Raw genomic sequence first — 15767 nt, 5'->3', positions numbered from 1 at the left:
TAAATCATTAGGGTAATCCTTAGTGAATTAATGAGTTCATTTTATGTAATTGATTCGGATTCAGTGCTTATTAGGCCAACTACTGTAGCTGATATTCCAGAAATTGTAAAGTTGCAGGAAGAATCTTTTGCTGATTTAGCAAAAATTGGTAATATTTGGCATCCTCACGAACTAAAGAGCCACCTTGAAATATTCCCAGGGGGTCAACTTGTTGCTGAGCTTGATAAAAAGATTGTAGGATCAGCTACAAGTCTAATTGTTCAGTTAAATCCTACTTATGCAGACCATACTTGGGAGAGTATTACGGGGAATGGAATGCTTACAACCCATTTTCCGGCTGGTGATACTCTTTATGGAGCAGATATATCCACACATCCTCGAGTTAGACATAGAGGAATAGGTCACAAGTTGTATCAAGGGAGAAAGGATATTGCAATGGGCCTGAATTTGAAAAGAATGATCGGAGGTGGCAGACTATATAACTACTGTGAACACTCTGAGAAATTATCACCATTAGAATATGCTCATAATGTGCTAGACTGTAAATTGCACGACCTCGTGTTAAGTTTCGATCTTATTAATGGATTTGATTTTATCAAGATTCTTCCCGATTATCTTGAGGATGCCCGCTCCTTAAACTATGCCAGCTTTATTGAATGGGTAAATCCTCATTATAAACAGGACCCATAAAACCAAATCAATTGTTTGATCATTTGATATTATGTGAATACACTTTGGGCTTCTTTTTTTCCTTGCCCCCAGTGAAGCCAGGGAGAATATTTCAAGTTGATTTTTGTGATTGGTTTATTTCATTCCTCAACTAATATTCTAAAGGAATAGTCCTCTGATGAAAAGGACAAAATTAATGAATATTTTGACCTGCTAGGAAGTGTATCTAATATTTTTAGTCGTATGTAAATGTCATAACCAGATTTAGTTTTCGTGTTCTCTAAGGAAAACATGATTGTTTGCTGATAAATAGCGAAAATCTGCTTAAAGTCGATAAAAGCAGTCATATTCAAGAAAGCTAATTTTCAATTTCCTAGACAATTAGAACTTGATCCTAAGTTCAAATAAAATGTGGCCAAAATTATTTAATTTTCATTAATATTTTTTGAAAAACTTTGATTCATCCTCACATTAATAGAATGTAAATATTTCATAAATTTTGATTTATAGAATTATCTGAAATGATTAATATAATCAGTCATAAATGGTATAACATGGATGCTTATGACTGTATAGTAACCAAACTCGAGGTTAGAGAATTTAGTGATCAAAATAGCGTATCTTCAGAGATAAGGTTAAAAATTTTGGAAGCAGCGAGGCTGACTGGTAGTTCTTTAAATACTCAACCTTGGAGATTCATAGTAATACAGAATAAAGATAATCTGATGAAATTATCCAATGATAGCACTAGCGGAAAATGGATTTCTGGGGCTAATTTCGCAATAATTGTTTTGACTAATCCGTATTTTCGTTTTCACCTAATAGATGCTGGCAAAGTGGTACAGAATATGCAGCTTGCTGCATGGAACTATGGTGTCGGTTCTGCTCTATTTACGGGAATAGAAGAGGATCGTGTTAGGAAAGATTTCTCTATTCCAATTGATTATAAACCAGTGATCGTAGTGGGATTTGGATATCCAAGAAAGAAAATTGATGGAAAGACAAAGAAGAAGAATAGGTTGACAATGCACGAACTGGTTTCGTTCGAAGAATATGGAAAATCCTAATCCCTAAACTATTAACTAATTTATTATGAAAACGAAAATGATTGAAAAGCATTTACTGGCTTTTGATATTGGTATTAATTTAGAAGTAACAAAAAGGAAGAAATATGGCTAGGACGGCCTCGATTTTAATAATTTCTGAAGATTATGATTGTTATGTTGCCTGTCGATATTCTGCCTATTGATCTTTAATGGTTTAATAGCCCTTTTTGAGTTTGACTCGAGGGTCTAATTCCCCACAATAAATTTTTAAAGGATCAAGTGTCATCCATAATATGAAATTAAAGACCTTTTGTTCTTTGACTATGATTCCTACCTTGATACTTATACTATTGTTATTGACATCACTAGATAACTATTCTATACAAACTGATACCTACGGTCAGCCTATTTATAGTGCTCCTATATATCAGTCGAGTTCTTTTACAGTTTTGAGTAGTTACTCATATATTAACTCCACCACGGCAGATAATGGAACAGCTTCTGAATAAATACAATATTATTTCATTTTCATTTTCACTTTTGTCCAGAGGAAAGAAAATTATGGACAATAAGTTGAATGAAGCAATAAATTTTACTGTAACCATACTAAATCTTAAATTTTGCTGAGTGTAGGACTACTTTAAAAACGAGAGAAAATGAGACAATATCTCAAAGATTGTTTGCTATTCTTATTCCCAGATGATTGAATTTTTTATGCCTGAGGAGTTAATGAAATAATATTACCAACGTATGAGGATTCATTATTTTTTCATAATTGCGACAGAAGGGACATGACGACAAGACATAGTGACATCTGCTTGGTATGTGATAGTGCTGTAGAGCCCGGATTTCTAGATAGATACATACGGAGATTATCAGCCCTAACTCAGTAACAAATTATTGTAAAACAAATTCAGTTTAATGTAACATAATCGCGATATAGCACATAGAAATAATATATTTAATGAGTATTATTCAATCTAAGAACCCGATTTGCTTATTATTTTTGGCTACATTTCTGGTGATTTCATTTTCAATTATCCCGGCTAATTTAACCTATGCCTACGTGGAATTCGATGTTAGTGGCAGTGATACCGGTGAAGATCGATCGATAACTAGTTCACAAAGCTCTATGCAGGGTTCATATTGTTATGTACCACCAAATGCTACTATCATAAATTCTTGTAATTCTGGTGACCTGTCTTCCAGTGAGAACACTGGTCTTAATATATATGAATAATAGTATTCATACCTACTTACCAAGGGACAAATATGTAATTAAATATTTGTCTAAGAACATTCATCACATGAGTTACTACTCGGTAGCTTGAATCACCATAGATTTCTAAAGTTATCATGATTGGGAGGAGATAATACCCGAGATAGTAGACTTGTCAAATTTGTATCCAGAGAGACTAGTGGTTAAACAGTTTTGTTGATCGGTTTAGACTATCTTGTGAAAAGCAAAAAACCCCGTGTTAAAATTGATCATACGATTATCGCCGTCTAGATGTTGCGGTATAAATGAACAACTTTGTATAGATCTTTACAATGTTGGCCCTTGATATTATATTCATCAGATGCTCTGTTAACAAATTTCTTTTAATCAGAATGCTTATCGTGGAGTATAGATGCACTCATGATCTCATTCTTATTAAATACATCCTTGAAAAATCGCCGTTACCTGTAAACCAAACGCATCAAAAAATATATTTGAAACATTTTAAATCATGACTATACAATTTTTCTGCCTTTTCAAAGGTCGGTAAAGAGGCATTGGGGCTACAATTTAGAAATTATCCACATTCTCTTTGTCACTTACAAATTCTATTTAAGATTATTATGGAAGAGATATTTCAAACCAAATTATATTTAGACACTTAATAACTTTTGATATGATATCTGAATGGGAATCGAGGATCAGACTTGCAGAAGACTGTAAATACCTTACTTCAAAACTACCCTTCGGAAATTTCAACTTTGCACACTTGGGGATTCAATTATCCATCATAAAAAGGGTGGGTTCTGGCAGAAACAATAGGATTGCTAAAGAGATTCAGGTCAACAAGGAACCATTGGACAATCATGTTTTGCTATCTATGTTTACAACTCCAGAACTAATCGAATTTAAGGTTTCCTTAGCTAGACAGACGAGATTAGAGAAAGAAATGATTTAATTAATCCATATCGCTTTTTCGAAGCCGCCAATTTAAGGCAAATATAGAAGGGGATCCCTAGATTACAACTAGTGTAATTTTGGTGATGTCGCAATCAAGTAATAATCATATTCTATTTCTAGAGATTTGAATTTTTTTACTAATTATGTAATGCATTTGCATTCTGAAATTGTATTAGAATAAGCGAGAATATTTGATTCCTGTTCTGGTTTAGTGCCTTTGCATAATTCTTATCGTATAAATTGCTGAATAGGAATTTTTCATATCGGTAATCAAATTTGCAAATTTATCTTTGAGAATACATGAATTAATATTTGACTATCTTAAAAATCACTAATGCTCTAGTGGGGATTTGAACCCGGGATCTGCGACTCGAATTACCATCTTCCATATTGTTTTTGGTAAGGTTCGATTAGTTAGGAAATAATGATGAAATGAGTGATCCAACAAATCTGTTATAACTATTAGAACCAATAACAGGGATAATTTCATTTTGTACCAGATCTTGCACTTTCATCTCTGTAATAACCGTGCTAGATGTGGGTTTGAACAACCAAAGTCCCGAGGTACTATGAGGCGGGCTTGAGTGCTCCTTTGGCGAATATTCAAATTAACCTAAACCAATTCTATTCTATTAATTATCGATTTTTTGTAAAATGATAAAGTCCTTGTTAGGCTTACTTTCTATTATCTTAAAGTCAATTCTAGTTCTTATGCTAAGTATGTTAATATTATCACATATTTGACTGGTTTTATTAATTCAAATATGCATGCTTGTCAAATCCACCATTTGAGTTGAATTTCTAAGAAAAACAAAATAATTGACTAATTTACTCAAGGCCCAGAACATAACTTATATATTTACTTTGATCAAATAGGGGATTGGTCTTATGTCATTGATACCGATATGTTGATAATGGTCCAAGCATGGACACTCGATACTATTGACTAAAATTAACATTACGGTCAGCATGTATTTCCTTGTTACTGTTTTACTGATTATACATAATTTATGACCCGGCAATAACAGGACAAAGAACTTGAATTGTAACATGCACCTAGTATACTATTTTCTTTAAATTCATTGTTATACATAGAAGAAATCCAAATCAGTTCGATTATTGAGAAAATTAATAATGTTGTTAATATTAGTTGATTGTGGTTGAAAGTTTTTCTACCTTCTTGATCTATTTACATGAAACTTGACTTTGAATATAGGCTGCTCTGGTTGGAGTTACGAAGGCTGGAAAGGTAATTTTTATCCAAAGAAAATGGGAAATAAAGACTATTTATCCTATTACTCAAAATTTTTTAAATTTGTTGAAGTTGATTCTACATATTATCACATACCTTCAAGATCTACGGTTAGAGGATGGAAGGACAAAACCCCTGATGATTTCAAATTTTCATTTAAATTTCCCAAAGTAGTCACCCATGAAAAGAAATTAGAAGAAGTTGCTAAACCTCTCTCAATATTATTTTATTCGTTAGAACCTTTGATTGATAAGACTTTAACTTTGCTAATACAACTTCCGCCTTTTCTTTCAGAGAAGAAAGGGTTTAATCCTTTACAAGAAATGATTCGTCACCTCGATAAGAGGTATAAATATTCATTGGAAGTGCGACATTCCTCATGGTTTAATGATAATGTATACTCTTTTTTAAGGGAAAATAACATATCCTTAGTTTGGAGTGTAAGGGATAAACTACAATCTCCTTCAATTGTAACTTCGGATCAAGTTTATGTCAGATTCATAGGTGATAGAAGCATTTCAGAAACAGACTTTGGAAAGGTTGTAAAGGATAGAAGAAAAGAGATGCTTGAATATGTCAAGCAGGTAAGAGACACACAAGACAAAAATTCAAACATCTATGATGTATTAATATCATTTAACAACCATTTTGCTGGCTTTGGTCCTCAATCAGTTAATGATTTCTTGAAACTAATGAACATGTCCGAAGTAGATTGGAAAACCGAACTGGAAAATTATGAAAACAACTCTAGTCAAACCGATGATGGATTTCAATCCAATTTGTCCGATTTCACTAAGTAGCGCCTTCATCGTATGCACTCTAGATCCATGAGTAAGTTTTATTAGGTCCTGTGCAAGTTTTGTTTCAGGATGTGACAGAATTTTTTAGCTTTTCCCACCCTATTTCTAACGCTATGTTTTCTTTGGCCTTCATTGATTAGGTTTCCCGTAAAGTCATCCCATAATTGTACTTTATCTGTAGTGACTGAGGACAATGATGACAATCTTACTGAATTTGGTAAGTAATTTTGATTACTGTCATCTGGCCCTTTGTCAACATTCTCCAGTATATCCACATTAAAATTTACATAAATTCTTTCTGATTTTTCTATTTTTCACTAAAGTTACCCGAATTACCTGTATTTTTCTTATAATTCAAAATCACCGATGCTCCGGCCGGGATTTGAACCCGGGATCTGCGACTCGAAAGGCCGCAATGCTTGACCGGATTGTGCAGCTTTTATTGCTACTACACCACCGGAGCTTCAATTTGAGTAATTTATAGATATTATAAAATCCTTTTTATTTGTAGATTCGACGTTTGATTTTGTTTCCTCCCATATTTTTGTGAAGGATTGATATCATAGTAATTAATCAATAACAATGCCAGATTTTGTACTAATAAGGAAAATCTAAGTATATGTACTCTCATATCTAAATATTGAGCAAGAGACTAGAGCCTCCACAGATAGATTCTGATATCGTCGTGTCAAAATATGATGAAAATAGTATAAGGTTTTTGGAAGAAGCCTTGAATGATGATAAAAGATATCTTACTATAACCACTTTGAAAAAAAATAACCGGATCAAGGATAAGTTCGGATGTCGCGTGTTGTGTCAAGATTGTGAGTTAGCTAAATGTAATATACTACAACCTTTCGGCTATAACAAGCCCAAAAAAATTCAATGTGTTAAATGTGAATATTTGTATTTTAATTTATAGATTTTTTGCCATGAGGGCTGCAAGATAATTAGTACAGTCATTATTGTATAAATTATGTATTGCGTCATAATTTCATCATTGATGTTGGTTTGCACCTAAAAAAAATAAATGTTTGAATCAAAAATAGTATCTTAGTTATTTTAAGATTCGAAAAGTGTACCGACCGAGCTACAATTGCTATTAGACTTGCAATACAATACTCGCTTCTATTATATCTATAATCACATGCGACCTTTCTGATTATTAGAAGCCAAGGAAAAAAGGCCAATTCGGTAATTTAGCTCTCCACATAATTCTTGATTTGATGGAACTCTACTGGTCAAAGCCCTACAAACATCCGATTGTTAATTAAGACTTGCTTTTTATCATTCATACAATCGTCATGGGTTACTCTGAGTAACTCAAAAATAATTGATATGGGGATATTGATCATGGGATCTAAATCATACACCTGTGCTATGTGTAAGCGTAAATTTAGGAGAAAGTGGAATGCTTTTCGACACAATACAACAGTCCATAGTGATTTAGGCAAAATTGTATTCGACTCGACGAATTTGAGTGGCTTGCCTAATAGTTCAAAAGCAGCAAAACATTCTCGCCAGAATAAATTTCCCAAATTCAAAAATTTCCAACCAATTCGTGAATCTCTTGATTATGAAGACTATTTGGATAATATTATACTTGAAGAATTTAATAAGATTGATTCTAAAATTATGAAAATTATTGGACAAATGATAAAACCATACCTTGAACTCGAAGAGTCACTGAATTATATGAACAAAAATGATAAGGCCATTGCATTAACTAAGGCTTTCAGTTCATCAATGTTGTCGTACAATCCTGTTAAATCCCTGCATGAGATAGCCGAAAGGTATCGCGCAAACACAGGATTAAAGATAATTGCTCAATACTGGTCACAAGCTAATAATATTACTATTCAACAAGCCGCCGCATTAGTCGAGAATGCCATAATGAATTCTTCTTTAATCCATCGAATAAATAATTAGAAGGAAAAAATAATTGTCTTGCAATCCCCTTCGAAGCGAGTAAAAGATATGGCCTAGTGGGTTCCCTAATCCCTATTGCGGAGTTCATGCTTATACAAAGATGGTCATTCCCATTTTCCTCCTAACTTGATAAGAAAATTCCCATTCCTACACGTGTTTACTAGATACTGTATCAAACTACAAATACAGCTTTGATAAACGAATTACACATTATTTTATCCTTTTACCTATTTTGCTATTATGATTATAGTTCAATTTAGGATAATCACAAATAGTATGATCATGCCAAAACTTTGAATTCATCCATGGGATGATTGTGCAGGTAGGCGTGTTTGTATCCGCATGAGTAGAAATCAAAACAGACAGAGCATATAATAATTGCCTTATTTTTGCACCTGTATGAAGTACAGTATGCAAGTTTACTGTTCTTGTTATTCATGGTTCCTGCCAAAACAAGGGTGAGATCTACAATTTCACTTTGGATTACTGATGCTACTGTATCGTCCTTTGTATCCTTTAATAGTATTTCACATGCCTGAATTTGTGCGAGTATTATCTCCGTTTTTTCAAAATACGTGGTATTATCCGATTCTGCAAAATGATAAGAAATATTTTTATGTTTAGTATAACAACCGCAGATCTTGGCTTCTATCTGGATTTTAATTTCAGACCCGAGCAAGTTTAAATAATTACCTCTCCCTTTTTCTTCTTTTAAGACGTCGAGTCATACATAATTGTATCGATTTTTGTTTGACAATCACCAATTTCATATTTTGGGTTAAGATTTCCATTATACATAAAGAGTAGGAATCAATTGCAATAAATAGGTACAAAGTAATACATTGTACAACATTATTATACTGGTATAATCATATTTTGAATGCTGAAAATGACTAAGATCATCACAAATGATCAAAATACCCATCACAAGAAGGTGAGCGAAAGTATTACCTTACGATTTGACAAGGCGATACTTAACGAATTACGTGATGAATCGGAACAAAACATGGAAAGTGTCAATACACTATTGAATCAGATAGTGAAGTCATATATCAAATGGCATAAACCTTCCAAGATTGCAGGGTTAATTTACATCAACAGGTTTCTTTATAGAGATATTGTGGAACAACTTCCTGATGAAACAGTAAGGGAGATTGCAAATACCTATGCTCAACATTACTTTATGGAAACTATCGCAATGTTCGACGGAGATCCGTCTGTTTCCTTTTATATACACTATTTGTTAACATGGCTTAGAATATCAGGCTTCAATTACCGAATTGATAAAGAAAATAAAGAGCATGTGACTATCAAGATTCAGCTAGATCTAGGTCTCCAGTTTAGTAAATATATTTCCGTCAAGATAAAGAGTATACTTGAAACTTTAAAACAAACTGAAGTTAAAGTGGATTTTACAAATCATCTTGTGATAGTTCAAATTTCGAGATTTAGATTTTAATGGCTATTTACTAATGGTACGTTATTAGTAATCCGAAAATCGTTCTAAAAGTCGCAGTTTCACCAACTCATCCAACACCAGTCTTCTCCTAAATGTATTAATTTCATCTATGTCCGGTAAATGATAGGTCATGGACAAAGGAATATTTAATTATTATTGTATCTACCATTTGTGGATGTTTGACAAGGTAGCAGTAAAATATTCATTCCAATTCTATAAAAATTAAATATTAAGTGGATCAAACATAATGTATCATGATTTAATCAAAATTAACCGATTTAGCGGATATTAAAGAATTAGAAATTCTACTCTGAAAATCTCAAAAAACCTCGAAAATGATTTAAAGATTTCTTTTGATCTTTAGTTTACTTTGTCCTTGAACTTTAGTAAATACTACTAATCATATTAACATCTCTTGTTAGATTATAGATTTGTGAATAATCAAGGAACTATTAATACAGGTCGAGTAGATATCTCTGAAACATTCCTTGTTACGCTTCCTAGTGATTTTTTCTCATGGAAACCGCCTATTCCAACACATCCAATTGTAATCATGTCCACCTTCTGATCTTCAGCGAATTTGACAATATTATACGCAATGACGCGACTTGAATGAGTGCCTTCGATTATTTTCGTAATTACCTGAATTCCGGTTTTTTCATATTTTAATTTAAGATCTGAAAGCTTCTTAATCCAGCTATCTTTCATGGCTGAATTTATATCTTTCAAGTATTTACGTAAAACATTTTTCCTTTCCGAATCAATGGAGTTGAAATGTTGCACTACTTCTTCTGATAATTTAAGAGGTTGTAATATATTCAAAATTATCAGTCGATGATTAGACTGCACTCTATCCTTATATTGAATTGAATTTGCACTGTTCTGTCCTAGAAGAGATATACAAAAATTCCAAAGCTTTTAGAGAATGCTCGGATCCATCAACAAGTGTTAAAATTTTCATTGAAATAGATTAAATTGCTAATGTTTAAATCTTGTTCTTTTTATTAATTGGTGCGAAATCAAACTCATTGCAATCGAGCCAAAATCCATAGATTTATCTTTTTTTTAGATTTTGTTTTCGAATGCATGAATTAGTCGGATTAGTTAGTAATATCTTAAAAGAGAACAAATAGATTAAATATTACCACTATTAATCTCTGTTAATTAATATATGAATTAAGAATACCTATGATATCCTTGAAATAGATTATAGAAGATTTCGTTATAGAGCGACTTAGAGAGATGTTAATACATTTTCAATAAATGCAGGAGTAATTGGAGCATCTTTGTCTCCTTAAATCGTGATAATTGTAGGTTTTGCAAATCTTCTTGCTGATGGATTTGCCATGGCTGTAGGAGACAACCTTTTACGAGATCAGGGATAGAATGTGAAAGACGAGAAACAAAGAGATGATATAAATAAATCCAGAATTTTCCTAGGCTCAATATATCTGTATTCAGAGATATTCATGTAGAAGAAGGCTATAAAGAAAAATTGCTAGATAAAGTGGCAAACTTTATTATTTCAATCGAAAAGTTTGGACAGACTATTACTGAGATAAAGAACTGGTCTGATGGGCAAAAAATGAGAACTTTATCTTCAAATTACTTATTCCATTTGTTGCGATTAATTTGGTGGTTTAAATTCTCAATTATGTTGTATACTCCGCAGTTTTTATTGCTTTTTCTACATTTGGGATAGACCTTATCTTTGGGAATGTAATCAATAAATCCACTCAAAGTGTGGCATAACTACATTATAAATAGGAAGCATCTTTTGTTAGTTTCGTATATAGTAGGAACTTGCTTGAGTATTTACATTTATTGGTAAGCAGAATTCGTTAAATATAAGACCTAAGATGTTAGCAGCAGATGATGATGATAATAATACTGATCGATCTTCTTCAGGATTAAAAAGAACAATCAGCCTATTTCAGGCAACTGTTTTTGGGATTGGACTGATCTTAGGAGCAGGGATATATTCAATAATTGGTGAAGCAGCCGGAATAGCCGGCAATACCGTATGGATTTCTTTTATTATTGCAGGTTTACTTGCATTAGTAATTGGATTAAGTTATGCGGAACTTTCATCCCTCTTTTCTAGAAGTGCTGCAGAATACCTGTTTGTAAGAGCAGCATTTGAAAATGAGTTCTTATCGTTAACTGTAGGCTGCATTGTTATTTTTGTCATTGTATGTTCAGCTGCATCGGTTGCAGTAGGATTCTCAGGCTACATGAGTATATTCATCCCTTATATACCTGAAATTATCATCGCAATTATTTTGATTATATTGCTATCAATGATTAATTTTTATGGCATTTCTGAATCAATTAATCTCAATATACTTTTTACATTCATAGAATTAATTGGTCTTTTATTTATCATTATTGCTGCGTTTGTATATGGAAACGTATACAATACAAATTATTTTGAGGTTCCAATTTATTCATCATCAATCCTCCACCCTAATCTAATAATTGGACTAATATTTTCAGCAGTGGGATTGATATTCTTTGCTTTTTTTGGATTTGAAAATATAGTAAATATTGCTGATGAAACAAAGTCTCCAAACAAAACCATACCAAAGGCTCTAATGATATCAATAGTAGTTACTAGTGTAATTTACATTCTAGTAGCTATTTCAGCGATATCCTTGGTAGGCTGGCATGACTTATACCTATCAAAAGCTCCATTAGCGAAGGCAGCTGAAAAAGCAAGTGGAACCTTAGGAACTCTTATCCTTTCAATAATAGCTCTCTTTGCAACTTCTAATACTGTATTGATGATGTTAATTTCGGGATCTAGGTTAATTTATGGAATTTCAAATGATGTAAAATCCACTTTGCCAAGTATCTTATCTAAGATACACTCAAAACGAAGGACACCTTGGCTATCTATTTTAACGGTCATGTTTATCGCAATTTTGATTATCGTGTTATTTGAAGGTGCCTTACCAGTAATTGCCGGAGTAACAGTATTTTGTGTTCTTATAATATATATCATCATAAATTTGGCGTTAATACGGCTACGCTATAAAAAAATCAAAATTGATAGACAATTCTCCTCTCCACTTAGTATTAGAAGGTTTCCTTTACTGCCAGGAATAGGAATAGTATTGTCAGTCACAATTTTGCTTCAGTTTGAGGCTCAAGTAATGCTGGATGGAGTTGTTTGTATCATTGGTATTATCATCTTTGTTTATCTATCTGGAAGAATCAGACAACTTGTTGAGGTGAGGCGTAAGGATAAAAAAATAGATTAGTACTATAACGGTTGACTAACACTCCCAACGTTTTTTCAATATCATTATTTACCGTCTGGTTAACCGGGAGATGATGTTGGACCTGTTCTTTTTGAGGAGAAAATACAGATAATGTAATATAGAATTCCAAGTTAAGATGATTTTTCCACAAGACTCTGGCAGTTTAGCTAACTATTCCATTTGTTGTTGGTAATTTAATAGTGGGAATTTTTGCTTTGGTCGGTATAGTAAGAATTCCTCTTTATGATAATGTCAGTTCGGGCTCTTTTCTGTAGGATAATGTGAAGTTTGATACATTTTAAAATCAATCATATATTTTATTCCTATTAAAGTTGCATTTGGAGAAAAGCTGCCATATAGTTGACACAGCATGATTGTTTTATCATTCGGTTTGCAAATGTGGTAAACTCTATGAGCTGATCGTCAAACATATGTCTAACTGCCGTAAAGGGTCCTGCGGGTGGACCGCCATTCTCATCAAATGGTTTTGTATCATTAGTAGAGGTGACATTAATCTGAATAGCATCCATTTCATATCCTCAAATTTCTAAATGGCTTCTATAACAAATGAATACATTTATGCCTTTGACCTAAAAATTTACATCCAATATTGTCTAATAATAAAGTCTTAATAGCATATATCAGTCATTTGTATTTATGTCTCAGAACAGGAATAATAAGATTGTACTAAATGCTTTCCATGTTGCTAAACCTCTCGTATCTTTAGAGTCAAACAAAAATTTTCTTGATGCGAGGAACATAATGGAAAGATATTATATAAAAAGAATTGTGATCACGTCTCCCGAGGACAAAAAACCAATCGGAATAATTACTGAGAAAGATATCGGAAGATTTTTGTCCAGTCATTTGGATGACAAAAGGAATTTAGAAGAGGTATTATTAGAGGAATTTCTCCAAGATAAGAAGAATCTGTATGCTGTAAATAAGAATTCATCCCTAGGTGTATGTGTTCAAATAATGTTGGACAAAAACATAAGCTCTCTCTTAATTTTAGATGAGAAAAACCACTCAAATAAAATAATTACAAAGACTGATTTGATAGCGTTAATTGCTACACAAGGTTTTGGTAACTTTATTGTACGTGAATACATGACCAAGAATGTAATCAGTGTGAGTCCGGAAGAAGATTTATCCGTAATACCATCTCTGATGAGTCAATTTAAAATTTCACGAATAGTTGTGATAAAGGAAGATAAACCCATAGGAATAATTACTAGCCGTGACATCATACCCAAGGGAAAGTACCTAAATTTTGAAACTCAATCCAAAGGATTTAAAAACGCATTAAATGAGAAAAAAACGAACGATGCAAAGGTAAGAAAACCTATAATGATCAAGGACATGATGACAGCTGATCCACTAGTTATTGATGAGGAGGCAAACTTATTTGAAGCTGCCAAAATAATGATTGAGAATCGTATAAGTGGCATTCCTGTAATCAACAAATCACAGGAAATAGTAGGAATAATAACCAAAACAGACATTATAAAAGCAATAGCTGATATGGGTAAAAACGAATGATGCATAAAGTAGGTCTTCCTAAATCAATTTTAGTGATCCACGGTCAATTCAAAGGTATAGTGTGAAATAAATACTGCCAAACAAGGTTCTTCCCAAGAACCAAAACAATTTAACTTCCACGGCAATACTCTAATATTTTCAAGATTTTATTTGTCATATGTTTTCACATTGCATTATTAAAATTTAACACATGTTTCGAAACTGAATATAAAATTATTGTGGTTCAAATAGTTAATGATCATAACTATAGTGTACATCACATTACGAAAAACTATTCCCAATCGGAATAAAGGATACAATTGGACAATTCTTTTTTGAATAGTTGGAATCCATAATGGTTGTCCTATTCAAACTGACAATTGACATCCATAGTTTACATTTTGTCCTTTCTAATATTCGATAATGTTTGTCTACTACAAATCTCAAATATGTTTGTTCGCTGTCGAGTGCTCAATTATGTGCATGCTATAACTTTTGTGGATTAACTTAGCAAGATACTTAATCCATAGATTTTAAGATGTATTTTATAAGTTCCATCATTCTGAATGCGAACCCATATTCATTATCATACCAAGACAAAACTTTCACAGTGTTACCTTTTTTTCCTAATACCATAGTACTAAGGCCATCAACAATAGAGGAATGTGGGTCTCCAATAATATCCGATGAAACAATAGGGTCTTCAGTGTAAGAAAGTATATTCTTGAATTTTTTCTCAGACGATTGTTTAAAGGCGTTATTAAGTTCTGTATTGGTAACGTCCTTTTTTAGTGTTACCACCAGATCGATAATTGAACCATCACTGACAGGAACTCTTAAAGCCATTCCATCTAACTTTCCTTTTAGTTCCGGAATGACCTCTCCAATTGATCTGGCTGCTCCAGTAGTTGTTGGAATTATAGATTCTGGGGCCGATCTAGCTCTCCTTAGATCTCTATGTGACAGATCAAGTAAGTTCTGATCATTGGTAAAAGCATGAACTGTAGTCATATACCCTTTCTCTATTCCAAATTCATCATTTAATATCTTTGCAACAGGAGCAAGTGCGTTAGTTGTGCATGATGCCATTGATATGATATGGTGATCAAGAGGTTTGTACTTTTCATCATTTATCCCAAGAATCATTGTGATATCGGGGTTTTTGGCGGGAGCTGAAATTACAACTTTACTCGCTCCTGCATGAAGATGTTTTACTGCTTTTTCTCTATCATTAAATTTCCCACTAGATTCTAAAACCAGATCCACATTCAACGTTTTCCAAGGCAAATGTTCAGGATCCTTTTCGGAAAATACTTTTATCTTATTGTTATTTATCGTTAAGGTATTGTCTTTATTGTCGACGGTAACTTGACCGTCAAATTTTCCGTGAATACTGTCATATTTAAATAAATGTGCAAGAGTGTTTATATCTCCCAGATCATTAATTGCAACCACGTTGACCAATGCTGAAAATTCCTTATCTTTCAATGCTGTCCTCAAAAAAATTCGTCCAATTCTGCCAAACCCGTTGATTGCAATATGTCGCATATTTTATGATAGATGTTAAATATATATTAAAATTTTGTAGACTACTTACATTATACAGAGACTAATCATACTTACTGTCCTCGGCATTCATTTGTTTAATG

Annotated in this window: 15 protein-coding genes and 1 tRNA gene; 9 read left to right on the top strand and 7 right to left on the bottom strand. The window is 32.8% G+C overall.

Going from position 1 to position 15767, the window contains the following annotated elements; translation table 11 throughout:
• Nucleotides 1-30: 30 nt before the first annotated feature.
• The 5 genes from NMY3_RS12855 (at nucleotide 31) to NMY3_RS12835 (ending at nucleotide 5946) form a co-directional block, all read left to right on the top strand.
• Nucleotides 31-690: a GNAT family N-acetyltransferase gene (locus NMY3_RS12855; RefSeq protein ID WP_196816244.1), complete on the top strand. Its 660-nt coding sequence runs from the start codon at nucleotides 31-33 to the stop codon at nucleotides 688-690.
• Between the two features lie 500 nt (nucleotides 691-1190).
• Complete coding sequence (locus tag NMY3_RS12850; RefSeq protein ID WP_231100064.1) at nucleotides 1191-1736, top strand: nitroreductase family protein; 546 nt, start codon at nucleotides 1191-1193, stop codon at nucleotides 1734-1736.
• 943 nt (nucleotides 1737-2679) lie between these two features.
• On the top strand, nucleotides 2680-2955 hold the full coding sequence (locus NMY3_RS12845; protein ID WP_231100063.1) for a hypothetical protein: 276 nt from the start codon (nucleotides 2680-2682) through the stop codon (nucleotides 2953-2955).
• A 655-nt stretch (nucleotides 2956-3610) separates the two neighbouring features.
• Nucleotides 3611-3892: a hypothetical protein gene (locus NMY3_RS12840; RefSeq protein WP_196816242.1), complete on the top strand. Its 282-nt coding sequence runs from the start codon at nucleotides 3611-3613 to the stop codon at nucleotides 3890-3892.
• Nucleotides 3893-5094: 1202 nt separating this feature from the next.
• Nucleotides 5095-5946, top strand: a complete 852-nt coding sequence (locus NMY3_RS12835) for a DUF72 domain-containing protein (protein ID WP_196816241.1) — start codon at nucleotides 5095-5097, stop codon at nucleotides 5944-5946.
• A 41-nt stretch (nucleotides 5947-5987) separates the two neighbouring features.
• Here NMY3_RS12835 and NMY3_RS12830 read toward each other — a convergent pair whose 3' ends face one another.
• Together NMY3_RS12830 and NMY3_RS12825 are read right to left on the bottom strand one after the other, a co-directional pair.
• Complete coding sequence (locus tag NMY3_RS12830; RefSeq protein WP_196816240.1) at nucleotides 5988-6221, bottom strand: hypothetical protein; 234 nt, start codon at nucleotides 6219-6221, stop codon at nucleotides 5988-5990.
• A gap of 92 nt (nucleotides 6222-6313) precedes the next feature.
• Nucleotides 6314-6409: transfer RNA gene (locus NMY3_RS12825), tRNA-Glu, on the bottom strand.
• Nucleotides 6410-7299: 890 nt separating this feature from the next.
• Between NMY3_RS12825 and NMY3_RS12820 the strand changes: the two genes are divergently transcribed.
• Nucleotides 7300-7875 (top strand): hypothetical protein, encoded by a 576-nt coding sequence (locus tag NMY3_RS12820; protein WP_196816239.1) that lies wholly within the window; start codon nucleotides 7300-7302, stop codon nucleotides 7873-7875.
• Nucleotides 7876-8155: 280 nt separating this feature from the next.
• On the opposite strand, the gene NMY3_RS12815 is transcribed toward NMY3_RS12820, so the two are convergent.
• The gene (locus tag NMY3_RS12815; RefSeq protein WP_196816238.1) at nucleotides 8156-8554 is read right to left on the bottom strand and encodes a hypothetical protein; all 399 of its coding nucleotides are present in this window, start codon (nucleotides 8552-8554) and stop codon (nucleotides 8156-8158) included.
• 210 nt (nucleotides 8555-8764) lie between these two features.
• Here NMY3_RS12815 and NMY3_RS12810 point away from each other — a divergent pair, with 210 nt between their 5' ends.
• A complete protein-coding gene (locus NMY3_RS12810) occupies nucleotides 8765-9334 on the top strand; it encodes a hypothetical protein (protein ID WP_196816237.1) in 570 nt (189 codons plus the stop codon).
• 441 nt (nucleotides 9335-9775) lie between these two features.
• Here the strand turns inward: NMY3_RS12810 and NMY3_RS12805 are convergent, their stop codons facing one another.
• Nucleotides 9776-10183, bottom strand: coding sequence for a universal stress protein (locus tag NMY3_RS12805; protein WP_257719984.1), 408 nt, complete (start codon nucleotides 10181-10183; stop codon nucleotides 9776-9778).
• A 1010-nt stretch (nucleotides 10184-11193) separates the two neighbouring features.
• Between NMY3_RS12805 and NMY3_RS12800 the strand changes: the two genes are divergently transcribed.
• On the top strand, nucleotides 11194-12597 hold the full coding sequence (locus NMY3_RS12800) for an APC family permease (RefSeq protein ID WP_196816235.1): 1404 nt from the start codon (nucleotides 11194-11196) through the stop codon (nucleotides 12595-12597).
• A gap of 252 nt (nucleotides 12598-12849) precedes the next feature.
• Here NMY3_RS12800 and NMY3_RS17105 read toward each other — a convergent pair whose 3' ends face one another.
• Nucleotides 12850-12969: a hypothetical protein gene (locus tag NMY3_RS17105; RefSeq protein ID WP_196816234.1), complete on the bottom strand. Its 120-nt coding sequence runs from the start codon at nucleotides 12967-12969 to the stop codon at nucleotides 12850-12852.
• On the bottom strand, nucleotides 12924-13127 hold the full coding sequence (locus tag NMY3_RS12790) for a hypothetical protein (protein WP_196818619.1): 204 nt from the start codon (nucleotides 13125-13127) through the stop codon (nucleotides 12924-12926). Before NMY3_RS12790 ends, NMY3_RS17105 begins: the two co-directional genes overlap by 46 nt.
• Nucleotides 13128-13254: 127 nt before the next feature.
• On the opposite strand from NMY3_RS12790, the gene NMY3_RS12785 reads away from it, so the two are divergent.
• Nucleotides 13255-14139, top strand: a complete 885-nt coding sequence (locus NMY3_RS12785; protein WP_196816233.1) for a CBS domain-containing protein — start codon at nucleotides 13255-13257, stop codon at nucleotides 14137-14139.
• Between the two features lie 498 nt (nucleotides 14140-14637).
• Here the strand turns inward: NMY3_RS12785 and gap are convergent, their stop codons facing one another.
• Nucleotides 14638-15666: a type I glyceraldehyde-3-phosphate dehydrogenase gene (gene gap / locus NMY3_RS12780; RefSeq protein ID WP_196816232.1), complete on the bottom strand. Its 1029-nt coding sequence runs from the start codon at nucleotides 15664-15666 to the stop codon at nucleotides 14638-14640.
• Nucleotides 15667-15767 lie beyond the last annotated feature (101 nt).

Source organism: Candidatus Nitrosocosmicus oleophilus (assembly GCF_000802205.1).
Lineage (GTDB): Archaea > Thermoproteota > Nitrososphaeria > Nitrososphaerales > Nitrososphaeraceae > Nitrosocosmicus > Nitrosocosmicus oleophilus.
Note: the sequence above shows the minus strand (reverse complement) of the source record. Positions and strands in the feature narration are given on the sequence as shown.

Bases quoted from the DNA above. Each gene is read 5' to 3' on its own strand.
- NMY3_RS17105 (WP_196816234.1), bottom strand. From the start codon at position 12,969: ATGCTGTGTCAACTATATGGCAGCTTTTCTCCAAATGCAACTTTAATA.
- NMY3_RS12800 (WP_196816235.1), top strand. From the start codon at position 11,194: ATGTTAGCAGCAGATGATGATGATAATAATACTGATCGATCTTCTTCA.
- NMY3_RS12840 (WP_196816242.1), top strand. From the start codon at position 3,611: ATGATATCTGAATGGGAATCGAGGATCAGACTTGCAGAAGACTGTAAA.
- gap (WP_196816232.1), bottom strand. From the start codon at position 15,666: ATGCGACATATTGCAATCAACGGGTTTGGCAGAATTGGACGAATTTTT.
- NMY3_RS12855 (WP_196816244.1), top strand. From the start codon at position 31: ATGAGTTCATTTTATGTAATTGATTCGGATTCAGTGCTTATTAGGCCA.
- NMY3_RS12785 (WP_196816233.1), top strand. From the start codon at position 13,255: ATGTCTCAGAACAGGAATAATAAGATTGTACTAAATGCTTTCCATGTT.
- NMY3_RS12845 (WP_231100063.1), top strand. From the start codon at position 2,680: ATGAGTATTATTCAATCTAAGAACCCGATTTGCTTATTATTTTTGGCT.
- NMY3_RS12790 (WP_196818619.1), bottom strand. From the start codon at position 13,127: ATGGATGCTATTCAGATTAATGTCACCTCTACTAATGATACAAAACCA.
- NMY3_RS12820 (WP_196816239.1), top strand. From the start codon at position 7,300: ATGGGATCTAAATCATACACCTGTGCTATGTGTAAGCGTAAATTTAGG.
- NMY3_RS12810 (WP_196816237.1), top strand. From the start codon at position 8,765: ATGACTAAGATCATCACAAATGATCAAAATACCCATCACAAGAAGGTG.
- NMY3_RS12850 (WP_231100064.1), top strand. From the start codon at position 1,191: ATGATTAATATAATCAGTCATAAATGGTATAACATGGATGCTTATGAC.